Genomic DNA, 23,367 nt, shown 5'->3' with positions numbered 1-23,367 from the left:
GGATCATCAGCTCCAGTTCAATATAAAAGTAAATTGGCAGCATGACCCCAAACCTTATGTGTCTACTTGACAGGGGTAAGCTTACTGACCCCTTTTGGGAAAAATTTGCAAAAAATAGACTGTCAACAAATGACAGCTCTGTGAGTTTTACTTTACATTGCAGGTAATGCTATTTCTTTTTCAGATGTTACTGTTAACTGGTGTAATGTAATTTCTGGTCTACTTCCAACTCGAATGTTTACTCCAGTTTGACCAAGTCCCTCATTGATATAGTATGGCTTACCATCTTGTAAATGAAGTCCTTTTGTTATATTCATTCTTGCAAGCTTTCCCATTTTTGCTAGGTGATAAGCTTTAGGGTAACAAATCTGACCACCATGGAAATGACCTGCTAGCAAATAATCAAAATGAAATTCTTTCATATCTAGTACAATATTTGGATCATGGGTTAATACTAAGTTTAAACCGTGATTTATATTTTTATATGATTTTTGTAAATCACTACGTTTTGTACTAAAATCATCTATTCCTATAATATTTACTGGTCTTCCATGAACATCAATAATAGCATTTTCATTCTGCATAACCGTGCAATTGTATTGTTGTAAAGTTTCTTTTAATAATTGTAAGTTTTCCCCACGCAAAACATAATCATGGTTACCTAGGACGGCATAAATACCATGCTTAGCCTTCAGCTTATTGAGAATTTCTAAATAAGGAATAAGTTTAGGGATTGTTCGTTTACGGTCGAGGAAATCTCCAGTTAGTGCAATTAAATCAATATCTTTATCTTTCAATTTATTGTAAAGCTGTTCAGGGGTGATCGAGATATTTTCAAGGTGTAGATCTGAAAGTTGAAGAATATTTAAAACAGGATCTTGAAGGCTTGCGTTATTTTGGCTAATTTGAATATTGTTAATCGCAATATCCTTCGTATTGTTATTAGCTTTTTTAATTAAAAAATAAATAGGAACGGATAAAAATAAGAGGTATAAAGTAAACACTTAATCTCACTCCTTCCATACACGATTATACCGCATAAACAGGAGGAATGGATCCGGTAATTTGTGGAATCAAATATTAAGAATGGTATGTTAGACAAATATTTTGAAAAAATCGACATTCATCTCGTCCTATAATAAGTTTTTCTTATTTACTCTGAATCTCAAAGTGAGGCCAGATGCTTTAATAACTCTTCCTCTATTACCGAAACCTGCAAGTATCATTCATTGCGTTAATACGTATTTACCTATTATCATTTAAAAACTTTTTAATTACTTGTTCATGTTCATTAAAAGCTTGTTTTCCTAAATTACTAAGCTTATTGATAAACTTTAATTCATCAAAGGGAACCTCCTCACCTAAGTCCTTGTTTATTCGAAGATAATTATCTCCTAGAAGTAAATTGCAATGATACGAGGTTGACTCTGATGACAGGTGAAGTGCTAAATCCAATAATTTCGGTGTTACTTTCATCGATGGAAAACGGAAAGGAAGCCACTGCTTTACCCCCCAATATTTATCTTTATCCATAGAAAAATCAATAGCTTGTATACCTGTACCGAGGGATAATATTTTTATATTATTCATTTCAGTTTTGAAGTGGTGTATCGCTTCTGTAACTCCGACTAATGAAGGATTATTTGCCCATAACCCACCATCAATGGATAGATACTTGTTATTAATATTGTTCGGAGGAAAGTAAATGGGTGCTGAACAAGAAGAAAGGACAGCATCCCACAGTTTTATGGATAAATCACTTTCCCCTGAATTTCCATAATTTGAACGATAAATATATGGCTTCCCATGTGTAACATCCACCGCCGGAATAAGGAGAGGTTTTTTAATGTCAGAAAGTGTGCATTCCCCAAATGCTTTTTGAAAAAAATGACGTAAATACCTATCACTGTATACACTTTTAAAAATTCCAACCTTTGCCTGACGTTTAAAAATTTTCTTTCCGTACTTTTTATAATAAGTCATCACGTCGTTCATCTGTTTTTCCAAAACAATTGATGCAGCAATAATCGCTCCTGTACTAGAACCAGCAACTACATCAAAATGCTCATTGACCGGGATTTCATATTCTTTTTCTAATGCTTGTAAAATAGCAATGGCAAAAACTCCTCTTATTCCACCACCATCAATACATAATATTTTCATATCATCACCTTATTATTTTTAGTATCAGATCATTTTGAGAAGTACATAGAAAGATACAGATTCGTCCTTATATCAAACGATGAAATTTTTCTTAAACTTTCACATTTTTAAAAGTACTAGTATCTTATAAATTCTCAAATGGATAACGCGGAAACTACAGGCAAATGATCTGAGGCCAGGAGGATGGAATCGAAGACATTGACATCCGGTATTTCGATTTTTTCACTGATAAAAACTTTACTTCCTCGATTTTTAGTTACCTTCCTTTAAAATTCTTAGAATCCAGTTCTTTAAATCCACCATTCGCTCATGCTTAGGTTCTAATTTAGTACCAGTAACAATCATTGGGAAATAAGTATCATCCTTATACAGTGATCCGTGACTAGCTCCACCAAGATGTGTTGGTGACCCTTCTCCAACAAATTCAAAGCCTGGTTTTGCATCCACGATAAGATACCTGCCTGAATGTGAATAAAAAGAGCTGTATAATCGAGCAAGAGCATCTGGAAAATCAGTATAAGTTATTTGATTATCTTCATTTATTGAAAGATTCAAAGCATTCGTATTCCCTTTCAGCTCCCAAGTTTGGCCATACTGATCAGTAAAATTGCCTTCTGGTTTAAATGAGAGAGTATCCTGCTCATTTCCTGATAAAACGATTACCCTTTCCCCATCTTTCCATGCGATAAAATTAATTCGTCCATCGTTGTTCAGCTTATTAGCTAGGTTCTTTATTTTGATTTGTTCATCTAAAAGATAAATAAAAGACATCCGTTCATTTAAACCAAGAACAATTTGGTCTGTTTCTTTGATAGGACCACTTATTTGATGTATTTGATAGTCACTTAGCAATTTTCTTAAATCAATGAGCGATGTATCTTTATCATTTCCAATTCTACTTTGACCACTGTCTCCCATTACGATCCATACATTTTCTTCTATCGCTTCCTCCCATGAATCATACGTATTAAGGATTTCCTGCAGTTGTTTATCTGCATCTTCAATCCCTTTCGTTTCGTCCACACCATTCTTATGTACCTTTTTATCATTATCCGCTAAATAAACGATTGAAAATGATGGAATTTTTTCTTGTTCTATCAAATATTTTAATTCTGCTGTTGCAAATTTGTCATTAAAACCAAAAGCTTGCCAAATATGAGTGTAGTTATTTTTAGGTTTGAGATTTGATAAAAGGCCATATGAAAAGTAATAAGGAGCTTTCACTGAATCTTCTTTATCTAAAAAGTTAAGCATGTTTAAAAGTCTTGGTACTTGTAATCGTTTATCATTGTTACCTCGATAAACTAGTGTATTGATGGACGCGGATTGCCCGTCTAACTCTTCATGGATTGTTTTTACTTGGCCACTAAGATGTTCGTGATTTAAATGAAATAAACTGTTGTTAAAAACTTGTTTCATCCCTAACTTCTGAATTTCTTTACGAGCACTACCATAACTGATGAAACGCTTATCTTTTTCATCATACCAAACCAGTGCGGGGACTTTATGTTTATCAGCATAAGTTCCAGTTAATAATGTACTATCAATTGTTACGGACATGGTTGGATAGCTACTTACCATCTCAGAATAATAACGGCCCTTGTTCATGAAAAACTCTAATGCCGGTACCTTTCCTTCTTTTATCGCAATTTGAAGCGGTTTATTCATAATCGAGTCGATGATAATCATAACAACCCGTCTAGATGAAGAAGTAGACAGCTGTCTCAATTGATTTATTTTATTGATAGGCTGAAAAAAATAGATATAAAGTAGAATTAATACCGTAATAATCAACAAAATAGAAATGGATAGTAGGAACACAGTCATTTTCACCTCCCATAATAGAACTTACTAATGAACTTATCATTATAAATACCATCGGATCCTCAGCTTTTGTTCTTACTACACAAATAAGAACAGTGAAAATGGTATACCAAGTAAATGAACACCCAATATTAATCTCCCCAATCCATTCCACTTAATTCACAAATTAACTAAAATTGTAAATAGAAATGGATTTGAAAAAAAGGGGTCTGACCCCTCTTGATTAAGGATGAATAAAAGCTCGCTTTTTTTCTCATCTTAAGTTTGAGGTGACCATATGTTAAATCGAGCGATTACAACTGCTTTAATAGGTATAGGTACGGCTCAATTTTTAAAAGTTCCACTCCATTACTCGGAAACAGGTAACTGGGATTGGAAAAATCTATTTAGCTCAGGTGGTATGCCAAGTTCTCATTCCTCTGCTGTCACGTCACTTACTACGTTTGTAGCGTTGAAAAAAGGTGTTCCTTCGATAGATTTTGGTGTCAGCAGCATCTTCAGTTTAATTGTCATGTATGATGCAATGGGTATCAGATGGCAAGCTGGAGAAACAGCTATAGCAGTGAACGATATGTATGAACAGTTAGAACAACTAGCCGACAACCACCCTGGGTTTTACTACAAAAAACGAGAAAAAGAATTAAAAGAGAAGCTTGGACACATGCCAATTGAAGTGGCTGGCGGTGCTGTATTAGGAATTACAATAGGTATGCTTAGTTATTTTATAGAAAGGATTAATAAATCCAACAATAATTAAACCAGTCAGGTCCCTTTGATGGATAGTTATTCCATGCAGGGTTCCTGACACTCCTTCATTTGAGCGGATTATTATACTTACCTTATGCTCCTACTCAAAAAAACACACGAAAACTCATTTTCCTAAGTTCCCGTGTGTTTTATCAATTCTCTATATTTGTCCACCCCTCGCGGACAAATGTCCACGAAGGGGGTCAGACCCCTTTAACTGATCCCTTTAATCTTGGTTATTTAGTTTTATTCCGATGAATTTCATTTCTGTCATGTCTTCGATTGCATATTTTACTCCTTCTTTTCCGATACCGCTTTGTTTAACACCGCCATATGGGTGGTTGTCTTGTCTATAGGTTGAGATTTCGTTAATCCATACGCCTCCCATTTCTAATTTATCAGCAACTCTTAATGCTCTATCGATATCTTTTGTAAAGACACCCGCCTGCAATCCATAAATCGAATTGTTGGAATAATGGATAACTTCATCCTCTGTGTCAAAAGGGATGACAGATACAATTGGTGCAAAAACTTCTTGTGCGATTATTTTCATATTCTCATCTACGTTTGTCATGATGGTAGGAGAAAGGATAGTTCCTTTTCTGTCTCCACCTGCCTCTACTTTTGCACCTTTCTCAACAGCATCGTCAATCCAAAGTTTTGCACGTTCAGCAGATTCTTCATTAATCATCGGTCCTATATCTGTCTCTTCGTTAAGGGGATCCCCAATTTTCAAAGCATTTGTTTGATTAATATAATCTTCGAGAAATTTATCGTAGATATTTCGTTGCACATAAATTCGTTGAGCTGAAATACAAACTTGTCCCGAAAAAGCAAATGCTCCTTTCACTAACTCTTTAACAGCATAGCCCAAATCTGCATCCTCAAATAAAATATTTGGTGAATTTGATCCAAGTTCTAATGTAACTTTCTTAAATCCAGCTGTTTCACGAATTTTTTTCCCAACATTTAAGCTACCAGTAAAAGAAATTTTATGAACTTTATCTTGTTTCACTAAAGGAGCACCAATTTCTTCTCCAGTACCTATGAGTAAATTAATTACGCCCTTTGGGAGCCCTGCTTCTTCCAGTAATTTGACAAACATGTAGGCAGAAACAGGTGTCTTTTCAGCTGGCTTAAAGACGATAGTATTCCCTGCTGCAAGCGCAGGTGCAATTTTATGCAATGAAAGGTTTAATGGAAAATTAAAAGGTGTAATAGCCCCAACTACTCCCAACGGAATTCTTTTGACAAGACCCATTCGATTTTCTCCACCGACAGCCGCATCCATTGGAATAACCTCACCAAAAATATTTTTAGCTAATTCCGAAGAAAATCGAAGTACCTGAATGGAGCGCTTTACTTCTCCTCGACTATATTTAATTGGTTTACCAGCTTCTTTACAAATAATGGTTGCGAAATCCTCTACCCTTTCTTCTAATAAATCAGCGGCTTTTCTTAAAATATCCGCCCGTTCATTCGCGGGCATGACTTTCATGGTAGAGTGATATATATCAAAGCTTGAATTCACAGCATCGTCAAGATCTTTTTTTGTTGCAAGTTTTAATTCTGCCACCGTCTCTTCATTGTATGGACTTACCACCTCCATAGAATTTCTGCTTTCTTCCTTCCGTTCTTCCCCATTTATAATGGAGCCAATTAACATCTTATCCAACCTCCATTTAACAAATAATATCTCCTAATTTCTCCGTTAATTTCATATTCTCCCTGTAATCAACAGGACAATCAATTAATACTGGCTTATTAAGGGAAATGGCACGATCCAATGTAGAGCTTAATTCTTCCGCGTTTTGTATTTTCATTGCCTCGAACCCATACGATCTCGCCAGTTGTTCAAAATCTGGATTTCCAAACCGAATGTGACTGGAACGATTAAATGCTTTTAGTTGATGCCATTCAATAAGTCCATATCCTTCATCTCTCCACAACAAAACAACGATAGGCAAGTTTAAACGTTTAGCAGTTTCCAACTCTGCACTAGTCATTTGAAAAGACCCATCACCACATACAGCAACAACATTCCGTTCTGGATAAACCATCTTGGCTGCAATTGCACCAGGGACGGCAACTCCCATAGATGCTAATCCATTAGAGATTAAACACGTATTGGGCTCATAAGCATGGTACATTCTAGCCATCCACATTTTATGTGCACCTACATCTGATATCACAATACTTTGTTCATCTAAAGCATCACGTAAATCAGCAATAATTTTTTGTGGCTTGACAGGAAAGCTATTGTCTTCTTTATAAGTAGCCAATTCATCCAATGCATTTTTGCGAACAGCTTGTACCCAGTCCAACTTTCTTTCCTTATTTGAAAGTGTTTCTTTTAGCTGCCTTACATTTTCTTTAATATCACCAACAACATTTAATTTGACAGGATAAGCCGCATCTGTTTCTGCTTCCTGTGTATCTACATGTAAAATTGGTGTAGCACCATTTGGATTCCAGTTTTTTGGTGGATATTCTGCCATATCAAAACCAATCGTTATAATTAGATCAGCTTCATTAAATCCACATGTTATATAATCATTTCCACCTATTCCTGCAGTAAGCAAACTATGCTCATCCTTCCAGGACAAAGCACCTTTCCCCATAAAGGAATGAACAACTGGGATGTTCGTCTTTTTAACAAGATCGCGAAGGTTTTGCGATGCGTTTCCTCTTGTGACTCCATTTCCTGCTAAAATTAACGGATGTTCTGCTTGATCAATTAATTCTGCTGCTTGCTTAATAACCGGCTCATCTGCCTCGGACATCGTATGTTCAACAATTTGTAATGGGTTTCCATTCACTTCCATACCAGCAATGTCTTCCGGTAAATCTATATGGGTTGCTCCAGGTTTATCTTGTGTAGCAACTTGATATGCTTTACGCACTACTTCGGGGACAATTTCACCTTTTTTTATTTGGGCATTCCACTTTGTTACCGGTTCATACATTGAAACTAAATCATAGTATTGATGAGAAACCTTATGTTGGCGATCAAGCCCTGCTTGTCCAGTTATGGCAATAAGCGGACAAAGATCCATATTGGCATTCGCCACACCAGTCAACAAGTTAGTTGCACCAGGTCCTAATGTCGCTAAACACACACCCGGCTTACCTGTTAACCTACCATAAGTACCGGCAATAAAGGCAGCACTAGTTTCATGCCTTGTTAAAATAAATTCAATGTTTGAATCGTGAAGAGCATCCATAATATCTATATTCTCTTCACCAGGAACACCAAAAATATATTCCACTCCTTCATGTTCCAAACATTTAATCAATAGCTCAGCAACTTTCATTGAATCACCCTTTAAAAATAATTTATATTAAATATAGTCTCTGCAAAAAACTTCATTTCATGAACTAATCAGTATATTAATTACAACTTTCTAATTGTAGGGGTCTGACCCCTCTTGTGGACATTTGTCCGCGTGAGAAGGACACTTACTTATTTGGGGTTTGTTACAGACAGGTAGGGAGATATGTTTTATAATTGTATTGGGTGATAAACCAGATATTAAATGAACTGAGAAATGATAAAATGTCTTGAGAGATGAAATGAAAAGTGGATGTATGGAAGCCACTGAAATAATAAAGCTGAAGTCAAAACACAAAAAATTCAAACTCAAAGGTGATATTCATGATACAAGTAATTGGTACTACAGATCTTTATTTTAATAGTGATGTTACATTCCTATCAGATATCAACTATTATCTAACAAAAAACTTTAAAAAATATAAAATTATTTCTCACCATACGAATGAAAAGAAGCATCAGATGAGGATTACATTTACGCTACATATGAAAGAAAAATATCAGTGTAAATCTCTTTTGGATTACAATAGCTACGCGTATGATGAGCTTAAAAAACGACTTCCTGCTAATGTTCACACTACCTATATGCAAACCATTGATATTAGACCTGGCGCATGAGTAAAAAACGATATTACCATCCCTTTAAGCTTTCAAGGAGTGCTTCATATGTCGGTTTTACTGGTTTGAGTTTTGGTTTTAACTGATTGGCTTCAGCAGTTTTCCACGTTTTTTCCCCCATACATACCATTGATAAGCTGTTTAACGCTTGACTATTAAATACATCAGTTTGTAAAAATTTCTCAACCGAAGCACTGCTTGGAAAAACAACAGTATCAACCCTTACTTCTTCCAGCATCCGCTCAAAAATTGGAATGCATTTTTTATCTACAACCTTTTTTGACGTGATGAACATGTCCCCCATTCCAAATTGATGCGTCAGCTGTTCTTTCTTTTGTACCAGTGAATCATCGCCTACAATCAGCAGTTTTCCTTCTTCAGGCATATCTTCCGCTTTATCTGCTAAAAACCCTCTATTTTCAATGGCATTGATTGATTTGATCGAACATCCAAAAAGACTAGCTCTTACGTTACGATTATCGATTTTTTCAGAACGAAGAATTGCAAAGAATTCATTAACACTTTCTGGGGAAGTGAAAACAATTTTTTCGTATGATTTAATCTGCTTTAGAATCGTACGATCAATGGGTGTATCCATCTTTTTCCATTTAGGAAACTCAATAACATCTGCCCCTTGTTCTGTTAACTTTTTTGCTAATTTACTTTCACCAATACTTGTGCGTGCTAACAAGATATGTCGCCCATGCAGTGGTTTTTTCTCAAACCATTTTAATTTTTCACGAAGCGAGATAACCTCTCCTACTAATATTATAGCTGGATTGCTAAATTGAACCTCTCTTGCTTGCTGCTCAATCGTCGCTAATGTACCTTGTAATGTTTTCTGGCGTGCGAATGTTCCCCATTGAATTAGAGCGACAGGTGTTTCCGGTGATCGGCCATTTTCGATTAAACTTTCACAAATAAAAGGCAAATTACCGACTCCCATATAAAAAGCGATCGTGTCAACTCCTTGAGCAAGGCCTTTCCAGTTAAGCTTTGGCTTTCCATTCGTTGATTTATCGTGAGCAGTGACAACTGCAAAAGATTCCCCAAACTCCCGGTGTGTCACAGGAATGCCTGCATAAAGAGGGGCTGCGATACCAGATGTAACACCCGGGACTATTTCGTAATCGATATTGTGTTCAGCAAGAGCATCTGCTTCTTCACCGACGCGTCCAAAAACACCAGGGTCTCCACCTTTTAAACGGACGACGATTTTACCGTCTAATGCCTTCTCGATTAAAAGTTCATTAATCGCTTCCTGCCTCAAGAGATGACGATTTGGAAGTTTTCCACAGTAAATGAGCTGGCAATTAGGAGAAGCCGAATCTAATAATTTCGGATTAGCGAGACGGTCGTACAGAATAACCTCCGACTTCTTGATAGCCTCCAATCCTTTCACTGTGATCAACTGACTATCGCCAGGACCCGCTCCAACTAAATAAACTTTACCATTGTTCATGATGCTGACACCCTTCCCAAACGTAATTTAAATCAGTCCTATACAGGCCTGGTACCAAAATTTAAATTTTAATACCCTCTATCGATATCTACTTGATTCTTAAAGTTTTCACTTGCTTCAACTTTTTCTAACGTTTCGAGAAAACATGCAACCGCTTCTGCAGGTGTCGTTTCCGCTGAAATATGAGGGGTGATAATCACATTGTCATGCTCCCAAAACGGTGAACTTTGCGGTAGTGGTTCTTCCTCAAACACATCTAATACAGCCGTATGGATTTTCTCATCATCCAGAGCATTCAGTAAATGATTGGTATTAACGGTTTTTCCACGCCCAACATTAATAAAGCCTGCACTATTTAGCTTAGTGAAAATTTTTTCATCCAGCATTCCGTTCGTATCAGACGTCAGCGGTAAGGTAGAAATTACCCAATTTGCATTTGATAAATAGGAGGTTAAATCCTTATTCTGTGCTATCACTTGATCAAAATAAGGCTTACCGCTACCACTTGCTGACACCCCTGTCACGGATACTCCAAGACTACTTAGCTTATTGGCGACAACTTGGCCAATTTCTCCGGTCCCAAATACAACAACACGCTGTTCAGATAATATTCCTGGTGTGACGGGATTCCATTCCTTCTTAGCTTGATACTGAATAAATTGGTTATGCTTTTGTAAATGACGCAAGATGTAGCTTAAACTATATTCAGCAATTTTTTGACCAAATGAAGCTATCGTTCTTGTTAACAAAACACCTGGATCCCAATTTCTTTCATCGAGAAATCGATCTACACCTGCGCCCGTAGAATGCACCCATTTCACCTTTGAAAAATCAAGACTGGCTTTCGGTTTGAATCCAACATAAGCATCCGCCCATTCTAGATCATCTTCTGTGACTTCATTTTCATCTTTATATCTGACATTTTTAGATATATCCTTTTCATCTAGTATTGATTGGATCTCTTCAATCAAATTACCGCTAATTAGTAAATTGTTAAGTTCCATATAATATGTATCTCCTTTTGATAAATTTCTCGATTACACGCTAGAAACCAGGAGCTTCCCAACACAAAGAGAAGCAACTATCTACCTTACTTTCCATTATAACTGAATGATTTGCAACTTACATACTACCGGAACTAACATCCGACAAATAACGACAAATTCCAGGTGATGACTAGGCACCAAAAACAGGTGATAGCAGAAGTTAATACACGTAAAATGACATAAGTTAGAAATCTACTCTACAAATCAATTTTTGTACGATTATTTGGGTTCTCATCAATTATTAGCAGAGTTGTTTATTGAGTGCTAAAAAAATATACTGGTCTTGCCATCAAGTAATGGTTAACTTTTAAAAAGGAGTGAATGAATATGTTAGATTTATATCCTTCTAGAGTAAAAGAAAATCCTTCTATTACGAAGAGGAAAGATCCAGTTATTCACAACTCCACATCACAAGATGGTCCTCTTAACAAAAATGACCTAGACTTCTATGAGGAAAATGGCTATTTGTTATTTCCTAACTTGTTTTCATCAGAAGAAGTCGAGGTTCTACAAAATGAACTGAAGCGGAACATGGATGAAAATAAAGCGTCCAACGAACCTCATATCGTTCGAGAAGCTAAAAGCGATCAAGTTCGTTCCGTTTTTGATGTGCACAATAATGATGAATTTTTTAATCGCTTGTCCTCCCATGAGCGTATTGTGAACATCGCACAACAGCTGCTAGGTAGTCAGGTTTACATAAACCAATCGCGAATTAACCTGAAACCTGGCTTTAAAGGGAATGGATTCTATTGGCATTCTGACTTTGAAACCTGGCATATGGAGGACGGTATGCCTAACATGCGTGCCGTAAGCTGCAGTATAATTTTAACGGATAATTATCACTACAACGGACCTCTATTACTCATTCCGGGGTCACATCATTATTATGTTCAATGTATTGGTGAAACACCAGAAAACCACTTTGAACAGTCTTTAAAAATGCAAAATATCGGAGTACCAGACAATGACAGTATTAACTGGCTACTAGAAAAAGGTGGAAGAATTGATAGTGCAACTGGTCCAGCAGGTTCTGTGTTATTTTTTGAAAGCAACACAATGCATGGATCAAATAGTAATATATCTCCACTACCACGAAGCAATGCGTTCTTTGTATTTAATAGTATCGAAAATAAACTCGTTGAGCCGTTTGCTAATATTGCACCTCGTCCAGAGTTTCTTGCTAACCGTACGAATATAAAACCGATTGAACCAAAATCCTTTGATTTAACCAAAAAGGCTTTTGCATTGTCATAAAAATATAAACGACGGGCCGACATCCTTATGATAAGGATGTCGGCCCGTTTTTGACATAGAAAAATGTTCATGTCCCACATAGATCCATTTTAAAATGGCATATTCACAAATGGTGTATAGTACTCTGGAATATTGCTTAATATTTCATTCGCTTCATCATCTGTCATTTCTCCAAAACGCAATACAGAATCCACAATTTTTGGAAATAAGTGAACATCACCAGCACTTGCAAAGGCAGATATTCCTTCATGTGATAAAACAAAGTGCACACATGCATCAATAATTTTTTGTTCATCAAATGGTTCATACCATGTTGCATACTTCTTTTTTTGATTTTCTTTCCACGGTCCTTTAGCAATTGCCTTTATCACACGTAACGCCACATCTTTTTTCGTTGTTTCCTTAACAAGTGCGTCAAAATCTTCTTTGTATTCAGGCATAGAGTATAAATAGTAATTAAAAGGAGTTAAAACTGCGTCAAAGTCATACCGATTTAAGGCTTCTAAGTGGGTTGCAGGTGCAAGATGACCATGCCCTGTAATGCCGATATGATCAACTAAACCTTCCTCTTTCGCTTCGACGACAGCTTCAAGTGCTCCACCTTTTCTCGTGCATTGATCTAAATCCTCCATATTACAAACAGCATGAAGCTGAATCAAATCCAATTTTTCTACTTGTAGGCGTTTTAACGATTGGAGTATTTCTTCCTTTGCTTCTTTTTTCGACCTTTGTCCTGTCTTTGTAGCCAAAAAGATATCGTCCTGTACTTTAGGCATCCAAGGTCCCATTCTTAATTCTGCATCACCATATCCTCTAGCGGTATCAAAGTGATTCACTCCATTTTTTAATGCATGAGAGATCGATTGATCAGCTTCCTCCTGGGTCACTGCTCCTAATGATGCTGCACCAAACATAACAACAGAACTCTCATAACCGATCCTACCTAAACGTCGCTTTAACATAGTATCGCCTTCCTTCCAGTTTAGTTTTTTTATATGTAAACTAATGATCGGGCTTATGCATTCATACTTCCGCTTTTATATCCCGCTAAATCCAACGTGATATACTTATAACCAAAGCTTCGTAATTTACTTGTTATTTCATCATTATGTGGAAGTACTAGCACCATCTCATGCGGTTCAACTTCTATGCGGGCGATGTCGCCATGTGTTCGTACTCTAATTTGGCGAAGGCCCAACCCTTTTAAATACCTTTCAGCCTTCTCCACCTTATTGAGCTTTTCTATGGTGATTCTCTCCCCGTACGCAATTCTGGAAGATAAACATGCAAAAGACGGTTTGTCCCAGGTTGATAAATTCATTTGCTTTGATAATTCACGTATTTCCTCTTTAAATAAATTCGCTTCCTGTAATGGCCCTCTGACGCCTTGTTCCTTTGCTGCACGTGTGCCCGGACGATGTTCACTCATGTCATCTGCGATTAGCCCATAAACGACATTTTTAAATCCCTTTTGATCAAGAATCGGTTTAATTTCCTCAAAAAGCCCTTGTTTACAAAAGTAACAACGATTTTTATTATTTTCTGCATAGCCTGGGATATTAAGTTCAGATGTTTCAATTACTTGATGAGGTGCCCCCATTATTTTAGCTAAACGCTTCGCTTCCTCTAGTTCAGTGGAAGGATAGGTTTCTGAATCAGCGGTTACTGCCAGTACATTTTCAGGTCCTAAAACATTCAGTGCTACTTGAAGCAAAAAAGTGCTATCAACCCCACCAGAAAACGCAACAACTACACTCTCTAATTCTCTTAAAATAGCTTCCAAGTCATTCAATTTATTTTTTATCATGCCAAATCCCCCCTTTTCCAATAAGGTATCAGTTAAAGTAAGCGATTTCTTATGCTAGTATATCATAGTTACACAATTCCTCTCCCTGATATGCATTAAAAAGTCTCCGTTGACGTATCAGCTAATTACGAACGGAACTCTAAATCATTGTAAACAAAACCTTCCGCTCTATGTTTTTCTATTTATTCAACGGTTTATATGTACCCTTTTTAAAAGATGCATTCATTTAATCATAATGGGAATATTAAATTCTCGAAGGAGTGTGTTATATGATTGAACGACTAATTATTAAATTCGGTATAGTATTTGGTGTTTTAGCATTCCCAACTTTATTTCGAAAACCATCAGCAAAAATTTGGATACCATTGTACTTGTGCAACTGTATTGTGAATTATCTCTTCGATATGGCTTTAGTTAAAACAAAGAAGGTAATGTATCCAATTCGATTCTTGCCTAAGATTTTCAAAATAAATGTTGTGTACGATTTTCTAGTATGCCCTTTTTTATCTGTGTGGTATTGTCAATCCACTTACAATTCAAAACTTTCCGGACTCATTATTAAATTACTTGTTTTTGGAATACCGCAAGCTATCTATGAAGTTTTTCTAGAACGAAAAACCGATGCTCTAAAATTCAAAGGAAACTGGAGATGGTTTCACTCTTTTTTTCTTGTATTTGTCGTTAAAATTATATCGAGATGCACTTTTAGAAGGTTAAAATTTTTCTTTCGATAACCCTTCAAAAAAAAGCATAAATTATTATTCCAAGTAGATCAAGGGAAGTTGAGTGCGTTACAATACATATTCGGCCAATACACTTTTGACATTAACCTCCGATGTATATCCTTTATAAGAATACTTCTTCCCCTAAAATTTCCGGAAGCTGTAACAGCTCAAACACATTAGCTACATTTTCTGTAACATTGATTATCGATACCTTTTTTTCTTTTTTTTGCAGAGACTGAACTAACTCTAGCAATAACCCGATTCCGGAAGAATCAACAAAAAGTACCTTTTCAAAGTTAATTTTAATTTGCTCATATTCTTGTAACATAGGGATTAACTCCTCTTTAACCACCTCTGTTCCATCGATATCTAAATCACCTTCTAAATGAACTTCAATATCTTTTTCCTTTTCAATGGTTGAATATTTAAACATTATCCTTCCTCCAAATCAACTTTAATTAAATATCATTCGTCCTTCACTATCTAAATGCGCATCAACATGATATTTCGTTTGTTGAAATACATAGGTGATATGACCAATTTTTATGACAGTCCCCTCCATCGCTTTATTCATCTTAATTTTTTGGTCACTAGGAACGGCAATAAAAGTTTTTGTACCACTATTAGAACCAACTTCATTAATATCTACACCTAGTCTTCCGTACAATTCACCTCCACGCACAATGCCTGAGATTTTCAAAAGACCTCCAGCGTGAATTTTTGTATTGACAGAACCTTTTCCAATAATAATGATGTTTCCGCTACTATACAAACTGCTATTTAATGTATTAGAAATAGTTATAAACGCTTCTGGCTCTACAGGTGTTTTACTGAACTCATGTAGTTCTTTCATTTTTTCGGAAAGTTTAACAATCATTTCTAATGAGATTACTTGATTAGATAACGCTAAGAATATCCGACTTAAAGAAGCAGATACGTGTAACCAACATTCATCTTCCAAATAGTTTTTTCCCTTATTTGTAACTTTTACATAACTTCTAACATACTGGCGAAAACCATTAAACTTTTTTTCAAGTAAGATATTAATTAATGGTTGTAAACCAGTGCGAGAGAAGTCAGTGGATTTAAAGGCTGGCGCTACCATTAATTGCTTAATTAGCATAATCATTTTCTCTACCTGAGCATGAATAATTCCTAATAAATGACCAATTTCTACTATTAACATATTATTTTTACCAGCAGACAACTCCGAACTAATGACACTCCCATATGTTACAATAGATTTTGAAGTAATTAGATTTGAATGATTAATGGATTTAAATGCTACAATATCTCCACCAGCCTCAACAACCATGTTTTCCTCAACTTCGCCTCTTATTTCAACATCTCCATTAAATCTAATATTGCCAGAAGACAGATTTACATTACCTTGGTGAACTAATTTAGGAATAACAGACACTTTACACAGCTGTCCTCTCTTCTCAACAAAAGGACGTCCTGACTCTGTAGCAACCACCTTATCCTTGACCACCATCGCACCCTTTTCAGCCTTCATGATAATAGGATGCGTTCGTTTTGCAGGAAGTGGCTCATTCATTACAGTTATTCCCGGTTGTCCTGGAGTAGGTGAATGGATGGTAGCTATGATTGCCCCCTGGTCAACTGTCGGGATTGTTTTTATTTCTCTAAAATCTACTTTTCCTGATTCATCCTCGAATAACCCATTTTGGGGGTCAACATCAATATTCAGCTCAACCCAACCATCAATCCCAGGTTTTGCTTGTTTTCCTGTTGCAATTTCATATGTATTGTTTTCTTTCGCCTCAAGCGCTTTTAAAATCTCATTCTGATTAAACCCGTAAGTTACTCGTAGCTCTTTCATTTTATTTATTACATCTTCATAGGTCAGAGTGTTGATAGCTTCATAGTATTCATCGGCTACTAATTCAATTTGCTGATTTGGCTCCACATCACGAATCTCGCGGGTTAAACGGTAGCCTGGTTCGACTTCAAGCATGACCTTTAGTTTAAGCTCATCGATGGTAACCTGCCAATTCGTTTCTTTTTTTTGTTCTTCTTCCCATTTTATTTCTAACAGATCAGCTTCGGAAACAACCGTTTTTTTATTCGTCACTATCTGATTATTTTTAATTAGTTGGACATTCTCACTAATTTTCACAAGTGGAAACTGAGTAGCTGATTCTTTCACGAAAATTTTTCCGTTTTTGACCCATGCTTTGCCTTCCAGCTCTTCTAATTGATTTGTTTTCAACTGTTTATCTTCATGTAGCTCGTGATGAACAAAAGGTACTTGATCTTGATCAAGTGATGATGCTTCTATTAATTTATCCATCGTTGCATAGAGATCGTCGTCTGAATGATCTGATTTTGTATAGGAATCAAACCTCTCTTGCCTAAACAATTTTACAATAGCAGTTTTTCTGCCAATTCCCATAACTCCCTTTGTTTCCTGTTGAAGAATTTCAATGTTAACATCACTTTCATTAACTTTCATTAATTTTAATCCCATTTCAACAGCCTCTTTTACACTTTTCCCCTTAGAAATAATGCTTTGCATGTCAGGCCCTCCTATCCATTTGAATGGGGAATTATACCTAGTTACATTGGAATTCGTTTTATCGTGATTTTAACAAGACCATCGTTATATCATCTCTTTGGGGGACACCCTCTGTAAAAATATTAAGTGACTGAACAATAGACTCTTTAATATCCTTTACATTACTTTGATAACTTTTAAGGAGAACATCACATAATCGTTCCATACGATACATTTCTCCATCTTTATTTTGAGCTTCTACGATACCATCTGTGTAAAATAAAACAAAACCTCTATCATCTAATTCCAAAGATTCTTCTGAATACTCTTGATCTGGCAAGCCACCAATCATAACACCTTTTGTTTTTGGGAATTCTGCTATATCCTCTTCCGAAGTCACGGTTAACGGAATGTTATGTCCGGCATTTGCATACGTCAGTGTGTTGTTCTTAGGATCCCAATCAGCACAGAAGACTGTTACAAAGGAACCAAGCGTGCGTAGGTCATTGTACATGGCATTATTCATTGCTGTTAAAGTTTCACCTGGACCGTGGGTGCTTTCTGCAGCACTTCGAAATGCACCACGAGTCAAAATCATTAGCATTGCCGCAGGGATTCCTTTCCCCATCACGTCACCAATTACAATTCTTAATTTTCCATCAGGAAGAACATAAAAATCATAGTAATCTCCACCAATTACACGAGCTGGGATAGAAACCCCTAGAACTTCACCGTTCTCCAAGTAGGGCTGTTTCCCGTTCAACAATTTCATCTGAATATTGCGAGCCAGTTTTATTTCTCGTTCCAAGGTTTTATTTATCTCTCTTGGCTGTTCATTAATAAACTCGCGCGAGCACAAATTAATCACTCTCCTCTTGAAGTGCCTCCATAATTTGAAAAACTCCAATGGTTTCAAATAAATCCTTTATTTCGTCAATAATCCCACAGAGTTCCACTTCAAATTGTTTAGTGTTTGCCTCATGTACCAAGTTGATAATTGCACCTATTCCCGTAGAATCAATAAACTCTAGGTCAGTGAAATCAACAATTACCTTTTCAATCCCTTCTTCAATGGAACGGACTTTTTCAACAAAGGGCTCCATGGTGGAATAATCCAATACACCATCTACGTATAGGGTGCATATGTTATTGCTTCGTTCTTTTTTCACTTCCATATCATTACCCCCAGTCACGGATACTTTCAATCGGCCCATTATTAATTCTGACAATGTAAAAAAGCTATTCTATTAAAATCAAATAGAATAGCCAAACATGACAAAAAAACTGTTTTGGTAGCCAGGCGATCATAGTTATTCCTATAAGCTATAGTAAACCTTAGACCCTAGGGCTTTGCGTCCCATCCTTTCAGATGGTTTGCCTTTATCTAAACGTATTAAATTGTGGAAATGATGCTATGGTTAGTATTTTAGATGAAATTGATCTCAAAATAAATAAAAGAGGAAAATTTCTAGAACTTATTTATTATCCTTGTTTAGTGATTTCCTTCTCCTATTGCTCAACTTACAGTATTATTTTTATCTAAAACTTTTTCTTCATTTTGTTCTAATTTTTTCTCCAGAATTATAGTTGTGCCTTGAGAACTTGTATTTAATATGACACGTTCCATAAATTTTAACAAAATATTAAAGCCTTGTCCTAGTGATTTTCTAGATGAATAGCCTACTAATAAAGTCGTTTTAGGTAAATCTTCTAGTTTTATACCATCCCCTGTATCTTTTACATGAATTTTAAGTAAATTACCTTCTTTGTAAAGCTTCAAGCAGCCATCATTCGCATGTTTCAAAACATTAGTAGTTACTTCTGATAAGCAAAGTAGGATGGAGAAAGCTTCCTTTTTTGGAATATTTTCTTTTTCCAAAACCGATTGAACTTCCATTCTGGACTGTGTTACATCATGTAGTTCTTTAATTTTATGTTCAATTAGTAATTCTCCAGAAATGTCACTGACATTATCTGAGTCTTCTATTAGTAATTTTCCTTGAGTTGCTGAATAAATAACATCACGGTACAATTTTCGAACACGTTTTTCTTGATCCTTCTCGTATTCTAATATATGCGTAACATCAAACAGCATAATATGTACCCCATCATCAACAGGTATACAATAAACATCAAAAATCTTTCCTGATTCCGTATCTTCAATAAAATCACGTACTTTATTCCGAGTTTTATTCGATTGTTCTATTAGCTGAAGAACAAGGGGTTGTGCTGGAATTTTAATCGGTTGATTTAAATGATCATAAAATTGCCCATTCGTGTATTTTCCATTAATATTATCACCAAATTCTCTCAAAAGAATGGACTCTTCAAATTTTTTCTTCGTTTGTTCAATTACTACTTTTTCTAAAAGAGTATCTTGTAGATTGTCATTATTGACAAAGTGTTCGTCAACAGAAAAAGCAGAGTAAGATACGAATAAATCAACTAATGTAGGATCTAATATAGTACCTGCTTTCTTTTCAAAGGTTTTCTTTTTATCTAAAATCTTATTATCGGATAAGATATGATCATATTGATTAGCTAAGGAAATAATTCTTGCCCCTAGAGGGATATCATCACCCTTTTTGCCTAATGGGTATCCACTACCGTCCCAATGCTCATGGTGATACAAAATAAAGTTTGAGGTTTTCGTTAAACCATGAATTTCTTGAACCATTTGTGCCCCGATTTCTACATGCCTTTGATTTTCCGATTCCTCTTCTAAAGTCCGAGTTGATTTCTTTTTAAAAAGACTTTCACTTAAATAATCCTTCCCTATATCATGTAAAAGCGCAGCATAATGTATATTATCAACTTCTTCTTGAGAAAGTTTCAGTCGTTCTGCTAATTCTCTTGCGATCTGACCAACTCGGTTGGCATGACCTTCTTTGACAGCATTCATTTTCATTTCTTTTAAAAACGTGATTTTTTCCAATGTTGCTAAGTAGGTCTTTCTTAACTTAATAAATAAGCCAAAAGAATATCTCAATACTAATAAAGTGATAGCAATAAATAGACTCGTTATAAAAAATGTCGTTAAGTTAACTAATGGATACAAGTAATACAAAAACACACCAATTATCGCATTAGAAATATATCCAAAAAAACTATCTTCAATAGTAGCAATAAACACTTCAGTAAAACGTCTTTTTTGTAAAACGGATAATATAACAGATAACATGGCCGTATTTAGAATTTGATAACTAGCCATTATCATTAAAATTCGAGGTATATCATAAAAGGTAAAAATGCCGATTTGGCCACCAATAAGCAAAAGGATTAATCCACTTACCCATGTACACAGCATATATTGTGATAAGTTATATAAACTCTTTATCCAATTTCTGTTAAAAAATGGGGTGCTAATTAAAAAAGCGATAAATTCGACTAATATAGCCTCATGAATACCAATATATATAAGCGTAGTAGCAGTAAATGCTAATGTTCCAGAAAAAAAAGTACCATTAGGTAATTCGATTAGAAATCGATCCAATAATCCAGCGATAATACCAATTACTACAATAAAAAGAATGGAAGTACTATCAATCTGAAAAATGGAAAACGGAAGCAAAGACATACCACCAACAATTACTGCATATAAATATATTCTTAGATTGCTAGGCATCCCAAACCCTTCCCTTGTAAGTAATTGGGGCACCGTAAAGTTTAAATAAACTCTATGGATGCCATGGATGCTTTGCAACCGCGGAAATTACTAATGCTGCTAAAGTACACCAGAAAAGAATTTTTGTTTTCAAAATGTCCACCACCCTTCTTCGGAAACCGGCTACCTTTGGGAATATTACCCTTTAGGCCCTTGGCTTTGCGTCCCTAACTTTCGTTAGATTTGCCATTTCGAAAAGGTCTTCAATTAATAAAAAAATAATATATATAAACTTTACGTTGCCCCTGATATTAGGTTCTACTGCTAATAGTAGAAATTTCCCGACATAACAATGCTGTGGAAAATGATTAGTTAGATAATTGCTGATTTCTCGTCATCCCTTGGTAAATGAACCAACAAATACCTATTGTCATAATGATGTCTCCTATACTTACAACGATAGACATTAAAACAAAAGGAAAATGTAGTGGAATCACATCAGCTAAGAACGGCAAAAGTGTTTGGTCTCCAACTAGTTCGTGTTTTTTATAGCCAGACGATAAAACTTGAATATCTCCACTCATACCTACTGTTTCTAATGCTTTAGCCGACACAGGCATTCTTCCGCCATTGATGATAATTACAATAGCGTTTAACGATAAACCTAACAAAAATAATTTAAATCCTTCTAAATGACGATTTAAATACGATGCAAAAATTAATAAAAGATAAGTTAAAATAATCATATATGTAAATGTTTGATCTATAATCGGAAAATAGTCACCCGCGTAAACAGCAAATAACTGTAATAATAAACAAAAGATAATTAAGGAGGAGACTTTAAAATTTGTTTCAGATAAACGATTAACAGAACCTTTTTTGAATAATGCAATTAAAAATGCAATTCCTAAATATTCGTATACCATAATGTCTCTCCCTCAACTAGAACAATTTTACTAGAAATGCTTTAGTCAATAATAGAATAAATTGAATTTTTTGTCAATATATTTCGAAAAACGGCATTTCAAATCACTAAATTCCATATTTTTACTTTAAACAAGGGACTTTATATCTATCTCATTAAAAAAACAGGCATATTCGCCTGTTTTTTTAACTATAGTGGAACAAACTCCGTTTACTTTCAATCATCACATATTTCATAAATACAATTTGTCCAACATACTCCTTTTACAATTACATCAAATACCTTCATAAAAATTATTATCCGGAATACTTATAGAAGTAAGGAGGTGTTTTCATGGACGGTTATAAAAAAACATGGATTGCCGTGATTATTTTAACTGTTCTTATCCTGATAGCTATTGGTATGCAGATTCTTATACTAGATCACAAATAAGCGTCCAAATCCCCGATGACAACAATTTTTTAAATAAAGCAAGATTACATGATTATATGCTTACACTGTTTTAAAACGGATTTGTTGCCCGCTGTAATGACTGTTTAATGAAAATCCGTGGGTGAAGCTTCAGTTGTGCTACCATATAGCTTTTACCACGAACACTTATTTTCCGTTACCTCTTTTGGGCTTAGAACATTCAATAATAGGGTATTTACCCCTCCATTGCTTCTACGATTTTTTCTGCTGTACTTCTGCTTGATTGAGGATTTTGACCTGTCACTAAATTCCCATCTCTTACAGAGTGATCTGTCCATTTTTCTCCAGATTGAAAATCCGCACCCTTTTCACGCAATTTTGTTTCTAGAAGGAAAGGCATATGTTGATCCAGCTGCATTTCTTTTTCTTCTTCGTCAGTAAAGGCAGAAACTTTCTTACCCTTAACTAAAGGAGTTCCATCCTTGTAAGTAACATTGACTAAACCAGCCGGACCATGGCAGACAGATCCAATAACCTTATCATTTTCTGCAAATTGTTGTAATACGTATTGAAGTGTTTCGTTTTCTGGAAAGTCAAACATCGTTCCATGGCCACCAGGCAGAAATACTATATCAAAACCATTGGCATCCTCTTTTGATAATTTTGCTGTGTTTTTTAATTCTGCCTCCGCTTCTTTCCACTCAGGTTTCTCTTCAATGCTATTCGGATCCAATGCTACCTCACCGCCAGCAATGCTCGTCACTTTGACATCATATCCCTTTTCTTTAAAAACCAAATAAGGAACTGCAAATTCTTCTAACCAAAGACCTGTTTTATGATCATCTGTAATGGTTGTGTGATTCGTTACTACCATCAGTACTTTTTTTGTCATGATTATTTTCCTCCTTTACTTTACATACAAAATTTAT

General features: G+C 35.5%; 20 protein-coding genes, 1 pseudogene and 2 riboswitches. Of the genes and pseudogenes, 4 read left to right on the top strand and 17 right to left on the bottom strand.

Annotated elements, in window-relative coordinates; genetic code table 11:
• Nucleotides 1-152: 152 nt before the first annotated feature.
• The 3 genes from JOC48_RS19005 to JOC48_RS18995 all read right to left on the bottom strand — a co-directional run bounded on the left by JOC48_RS19005 (nt 153) and on the right by JOC48_RS18995 (nt 3,990).
• A complete protein-coding gene (locus tag JOC48_RS19005) occupies nt 153-1,004 on the bottom strand; it encodes a metallophosphoesterase (RefSeq protein ID WP_204501985.1) in 852 nt (283 codons plus the stop codon).
• Between the two features lie 241 nt (nt 1,005-1,245).
• A complete protein-coding gene (locus JOC48_RS19000; RefSeq protein WP_204501984.1) occupies nt 1,246-2,163 on the bottom strand; it encodes a CBASS cGAMP-activated phospholipase in 918 nt (305 codons plus the stop codon).
• Nucleotides 2,164-2,415: 252 nt separating this feature from the next.
• Nucleotides 2,416-3,990: an alkaline phosphatase family protein gene (locus tag JOC48_RS18995; RefSeq protein ID WP_204501983.1), complete on the bottom strand. Its 1,575-nt coding sequence runs from the start codon at nt 3,988-3,990 to the stop codon at nt 2,416-2,418.
• 274 nt (nt 3,991-4,264) lie between these two features.
• Between JOC48_RS18995 and JOC48_RS18990 the strand changes: the two genes are divergently transcribed.
• Nucleotides 4,265-4,744, top strand: a complete 480-nt coding sequence (locus JOC48_RS18990) for a divergent PAP2 family protein (protein WP_204501982.1) — start codon at nt 4,265-4,267, stop codon at nt 4,742-4,744.
• Between the two features lie 216 nt (nt 4,745-4,960).
• Here JOC48_RS18990 and JOC48_RS18985 read toward each other — a convergent pair whose 3' ends face one another.
• Nucleotides 4,961-6,400 (bottom strand): aldehyde dehydrogenase family protein, encoded by a 1,440-nt coding sequence (locus tag JOC48_RS18985; protein WP_204501989.1) that lies wholly within the window; start codon nt 6,398-6,400, stop codon nt 4,961-4,963.
• Between the two features lie 16 nt (nt 6,401-6,416).
• Nucleotides 6,417-8,048: an acetolactate synthase large subunit gene (locus JOC48_RS18980; RefSeq protein WP_204501981.1), complete on the bottom strand. Its 1,632-nt coding sequence runs from the start codon at nt 8,046-8,048 to the stop codon at nt 6,417-6,419.
• Between the two features lie 341 nt (nt 8,049-8,389).
• On the opposite strand from JOC48_RS18980, the gene JOC48_RS18975 reads away from it, so the two are divergent.
• Nucleotides 8,390-8,683: a hypothetical protein gene (locus JOC48_RS18975; RefSeq protein WP_204501980.1), complete on the top strand. Its 294-nt coding sequence runs from the start codon at nt 8,390-8,392 to the stop codon at nt 8,681-8,683.
• 13 nt (nt 8,684-8,696) lie between these two features.
• On the opposite strand, the gene cobA is transcribed toward JOC48_RS18975, so the two are convergent.
• Together cobA and JOC48_RS18965 are read right to left on the bottom strand one after the other, a co-directional pair.
• On the bottom strand, nt 8,697-10,145 hold the full coding sequence (gene cobA / locus JOC48_RS18970) for a uroporphyrinogen-III C-methyltransferase (protein ID WP_204501979.1): 1,449 nt from the start codon (nt 10,143-10,145) through the stop codon (nt 8,697-8,699).
• Between the two features lie 68 nt (nt 10,146-10,213).
• The gene (locus JOC48_RS18965) at nt 10,214-11,149 is read right to left on the bottom strand and encodes a D-2-hydroxyacid dehydrogenase (RefSeq protein ID WP_204501978.1); all 936 of its coding nucleotides are present in this window, start codon (nt 11,147-11,149) and stop codon (nt 10,214-10,216) included.
• A gap of 369 nt (nt 11,150-11,518) precedes the next feature.
• Here JOC48_RS18965 and thpD point away from each other — a divergent pair, with 369 nt between their 5' ends.
• Entirely contained in the window at nt 11,519-12,448 is a 930-nt protein-coding gene (gene thpD / locus JOC48_RS18960; RefSeq protein ID WP_204501977.1) for an ectoine hydroxylase, read from the top strand.
• Between the two features lie 89 nt (nt 12,449-12,537).
• On the opposite strand, the gene JOC48_RS18955 is transcribed toward thpD, so the two are convergent.
• Both JOC48_RS18955 and larE read right to left on the bottom strand, forming a co-directional pair.
• Nucleotides 12,538-13,410: an aldo/keto reductase gene (locus JOC48_RS18955; protein ID WP_204501976.1), complete on the bottom strand. Its 873-nt coding sequence runs from the start codon at nt 13,408-13,410 to the stop codon at nt 12,538-12,540.
• A gap of 53 nt (nt 13,411-13,463) precedes the next feature.
• Nucleotides 13,464-14,255, bottom strand: coding sequence for an ATP-dependent sacrificial sulfur transferase LarE (gene larE, locus JOC48_RS18950; protein WP_204501975.1), 792 nt, complete (start codon nt 14,253-14,255; stop codon nt 13,464-13,466).
• Between the two features lie 269 nt (nt 14,256-14,524).
• On the opposite strand from larE, the gene JOC48_RS21805 reads away from it, so the two are divergent.
• Nucleotides 14,525-14,989 carry a CBO0543 family protein gene (locus JOC48_RS21805; protein WP_420829232.1) on the top strand — a complete coding sequence of 155 codons (465 nt, stop codon included), beginning with the start codon at nt 14,525-14,527 and terminating at the stop codon, nt 14,987-14,989.
• 112 nt (nt 14,990-15,101) lie between these two features.
• Here the strand turns inward: JOC48_RS21805 and JOC48_RS18945 are convergent, their stop codons facing one another.
• The 8 genes and pseudogenes from JOC48_RS18945 to JOC48_RS18915 all read right to left on the bottom strand — a co-directional run bounded on the left by JOC48_RS18945 (nt 15,102) and on the right by JOC48_RS18915 (nt 23,330).
• The gene (locus JOC48_RS18945; RefSeq protein ID WP_204501974.1) at nt 15,102-15,413 is read right to left on the bottom strand and encodes an STAS domain-containing protein; all 312 of its coding nucleotides are present in this window, start codon (nt 15,411-15,413) and stop codon (nt 15,102-15,104) included.
• Between the two features lie 21 nt (nt 15,414-15,434).
• Nucleotides 15,435-17,519 (bottom strand): flagellar assembly protein A, encoded by a 2,085-nt coding sequence (locus tag JOC48_RS18940; protein WP_204501973.1) that lies wholly within the window; start codon nt 17,517-17,519, stop codon nt 15,435-15,437.
• A 58-nt stretch (nt 17,520-17,577) separates the two neighbouring features.
• Nucleotides 17,578-18,366 carry a PP2C family protein-serine/threonine phosphatase gene (locus tag JOC48_RS18935; RefSeq protein WP_338024350.1) on the bottom strand — a complete coding sequence of 263 codons (789 nt, stop codon included), beginning with the start codon at nt 18,364-18,366 and terminating at the stop codon, nt 17,578-17,580.
• Nucleotides 18,359-18,712, bottom strand: a complete 354-nt coding sequence (locus JOC48_RS18930) for an STAS domain-containing protein (RefSeq protein ID WP_204501972.1) — start codon at nt 18,710-18,712, stop codon at nt 18,359-18,361. Before JOC48_RS18930 ends, JOC48_RS18935 begins: the two co-directional genes overlap by 8 nt.
• Before the next feature lie 74 nt (nt 18,713-18,786).
• Nucleotides 18,787-18,887: riboswitch (cyclic di-GMP riboswitch) on the bottom strand.
• Nucleotides 18,888-19,014: 127 nt separating this feature from the next.
• Nucleotides 19,015-21,123 (bottom strand): HD domain-containing phosphohydrolase, encoded by a 2,109-nt coding sequence (locus JOC48_RS18925; protein ID WP_204501971.1) that lies wholly within the window; start codon nt 21,121-21,123, stop codon nt 19,015-19,017.
• A gap of 150 nt (nt 21,124-21,273) precedes the next feature.
• Nucleotides 21,274-21,360: riboswitch (cyclic di-GMP riboswitch) on the bottom strand.
• Nucleotides 21,361-21,470: 110 nt separating this feature from the next.
• The gene (locus tag JOC48_RS18920; protein ID WP_204501970.1) at nt 21,471-22,028 is read right to left on the bottom strand and encodes a DUF5317 domain-containing protein; all 558 of its coding nucleotides are present in this window, start codon (nt 22,026-22,028) and stop codon (nt 21,471-21,473) included.
• Nucleotides 22,029-22,529: 501 nt separating this feature from the next.
• Nucleotides 22,530-22,607: pseudogene (locus JOC48_RS21715) on the bottom strand (short chain dehydrogenase); the annotation flags it as partial.
• 66 nt (nt 22,608-22,673) lie between these two features.
• Nucleotides 22,674-23,330, bottom strand: coding sequence for a type 1 glutamine amidotransferase domain-containing protein (locus tag JOC48_RS18915; protein WP_204501969.1), 657 nt, complete (start codon nt 23,328-23,330; stop codon nt 22,674-22,676).
• Nucleotides 23,331-23,367: the final 37 nt, after the last annotated feature.

Origin of the sequence: Aquibacillus albus (assembly GCF_016908325.1) — a bacterium.
Taxonomy (GTDB): Bacteria; Bacillota; Bacilli; order Bacillales; family Amphibacillaceae; genus Aquibacillus_A; species Aquibacillus_A albus.
This window is presented reverse-complemented; position numbering and strand designations above follow the sequence as displayed.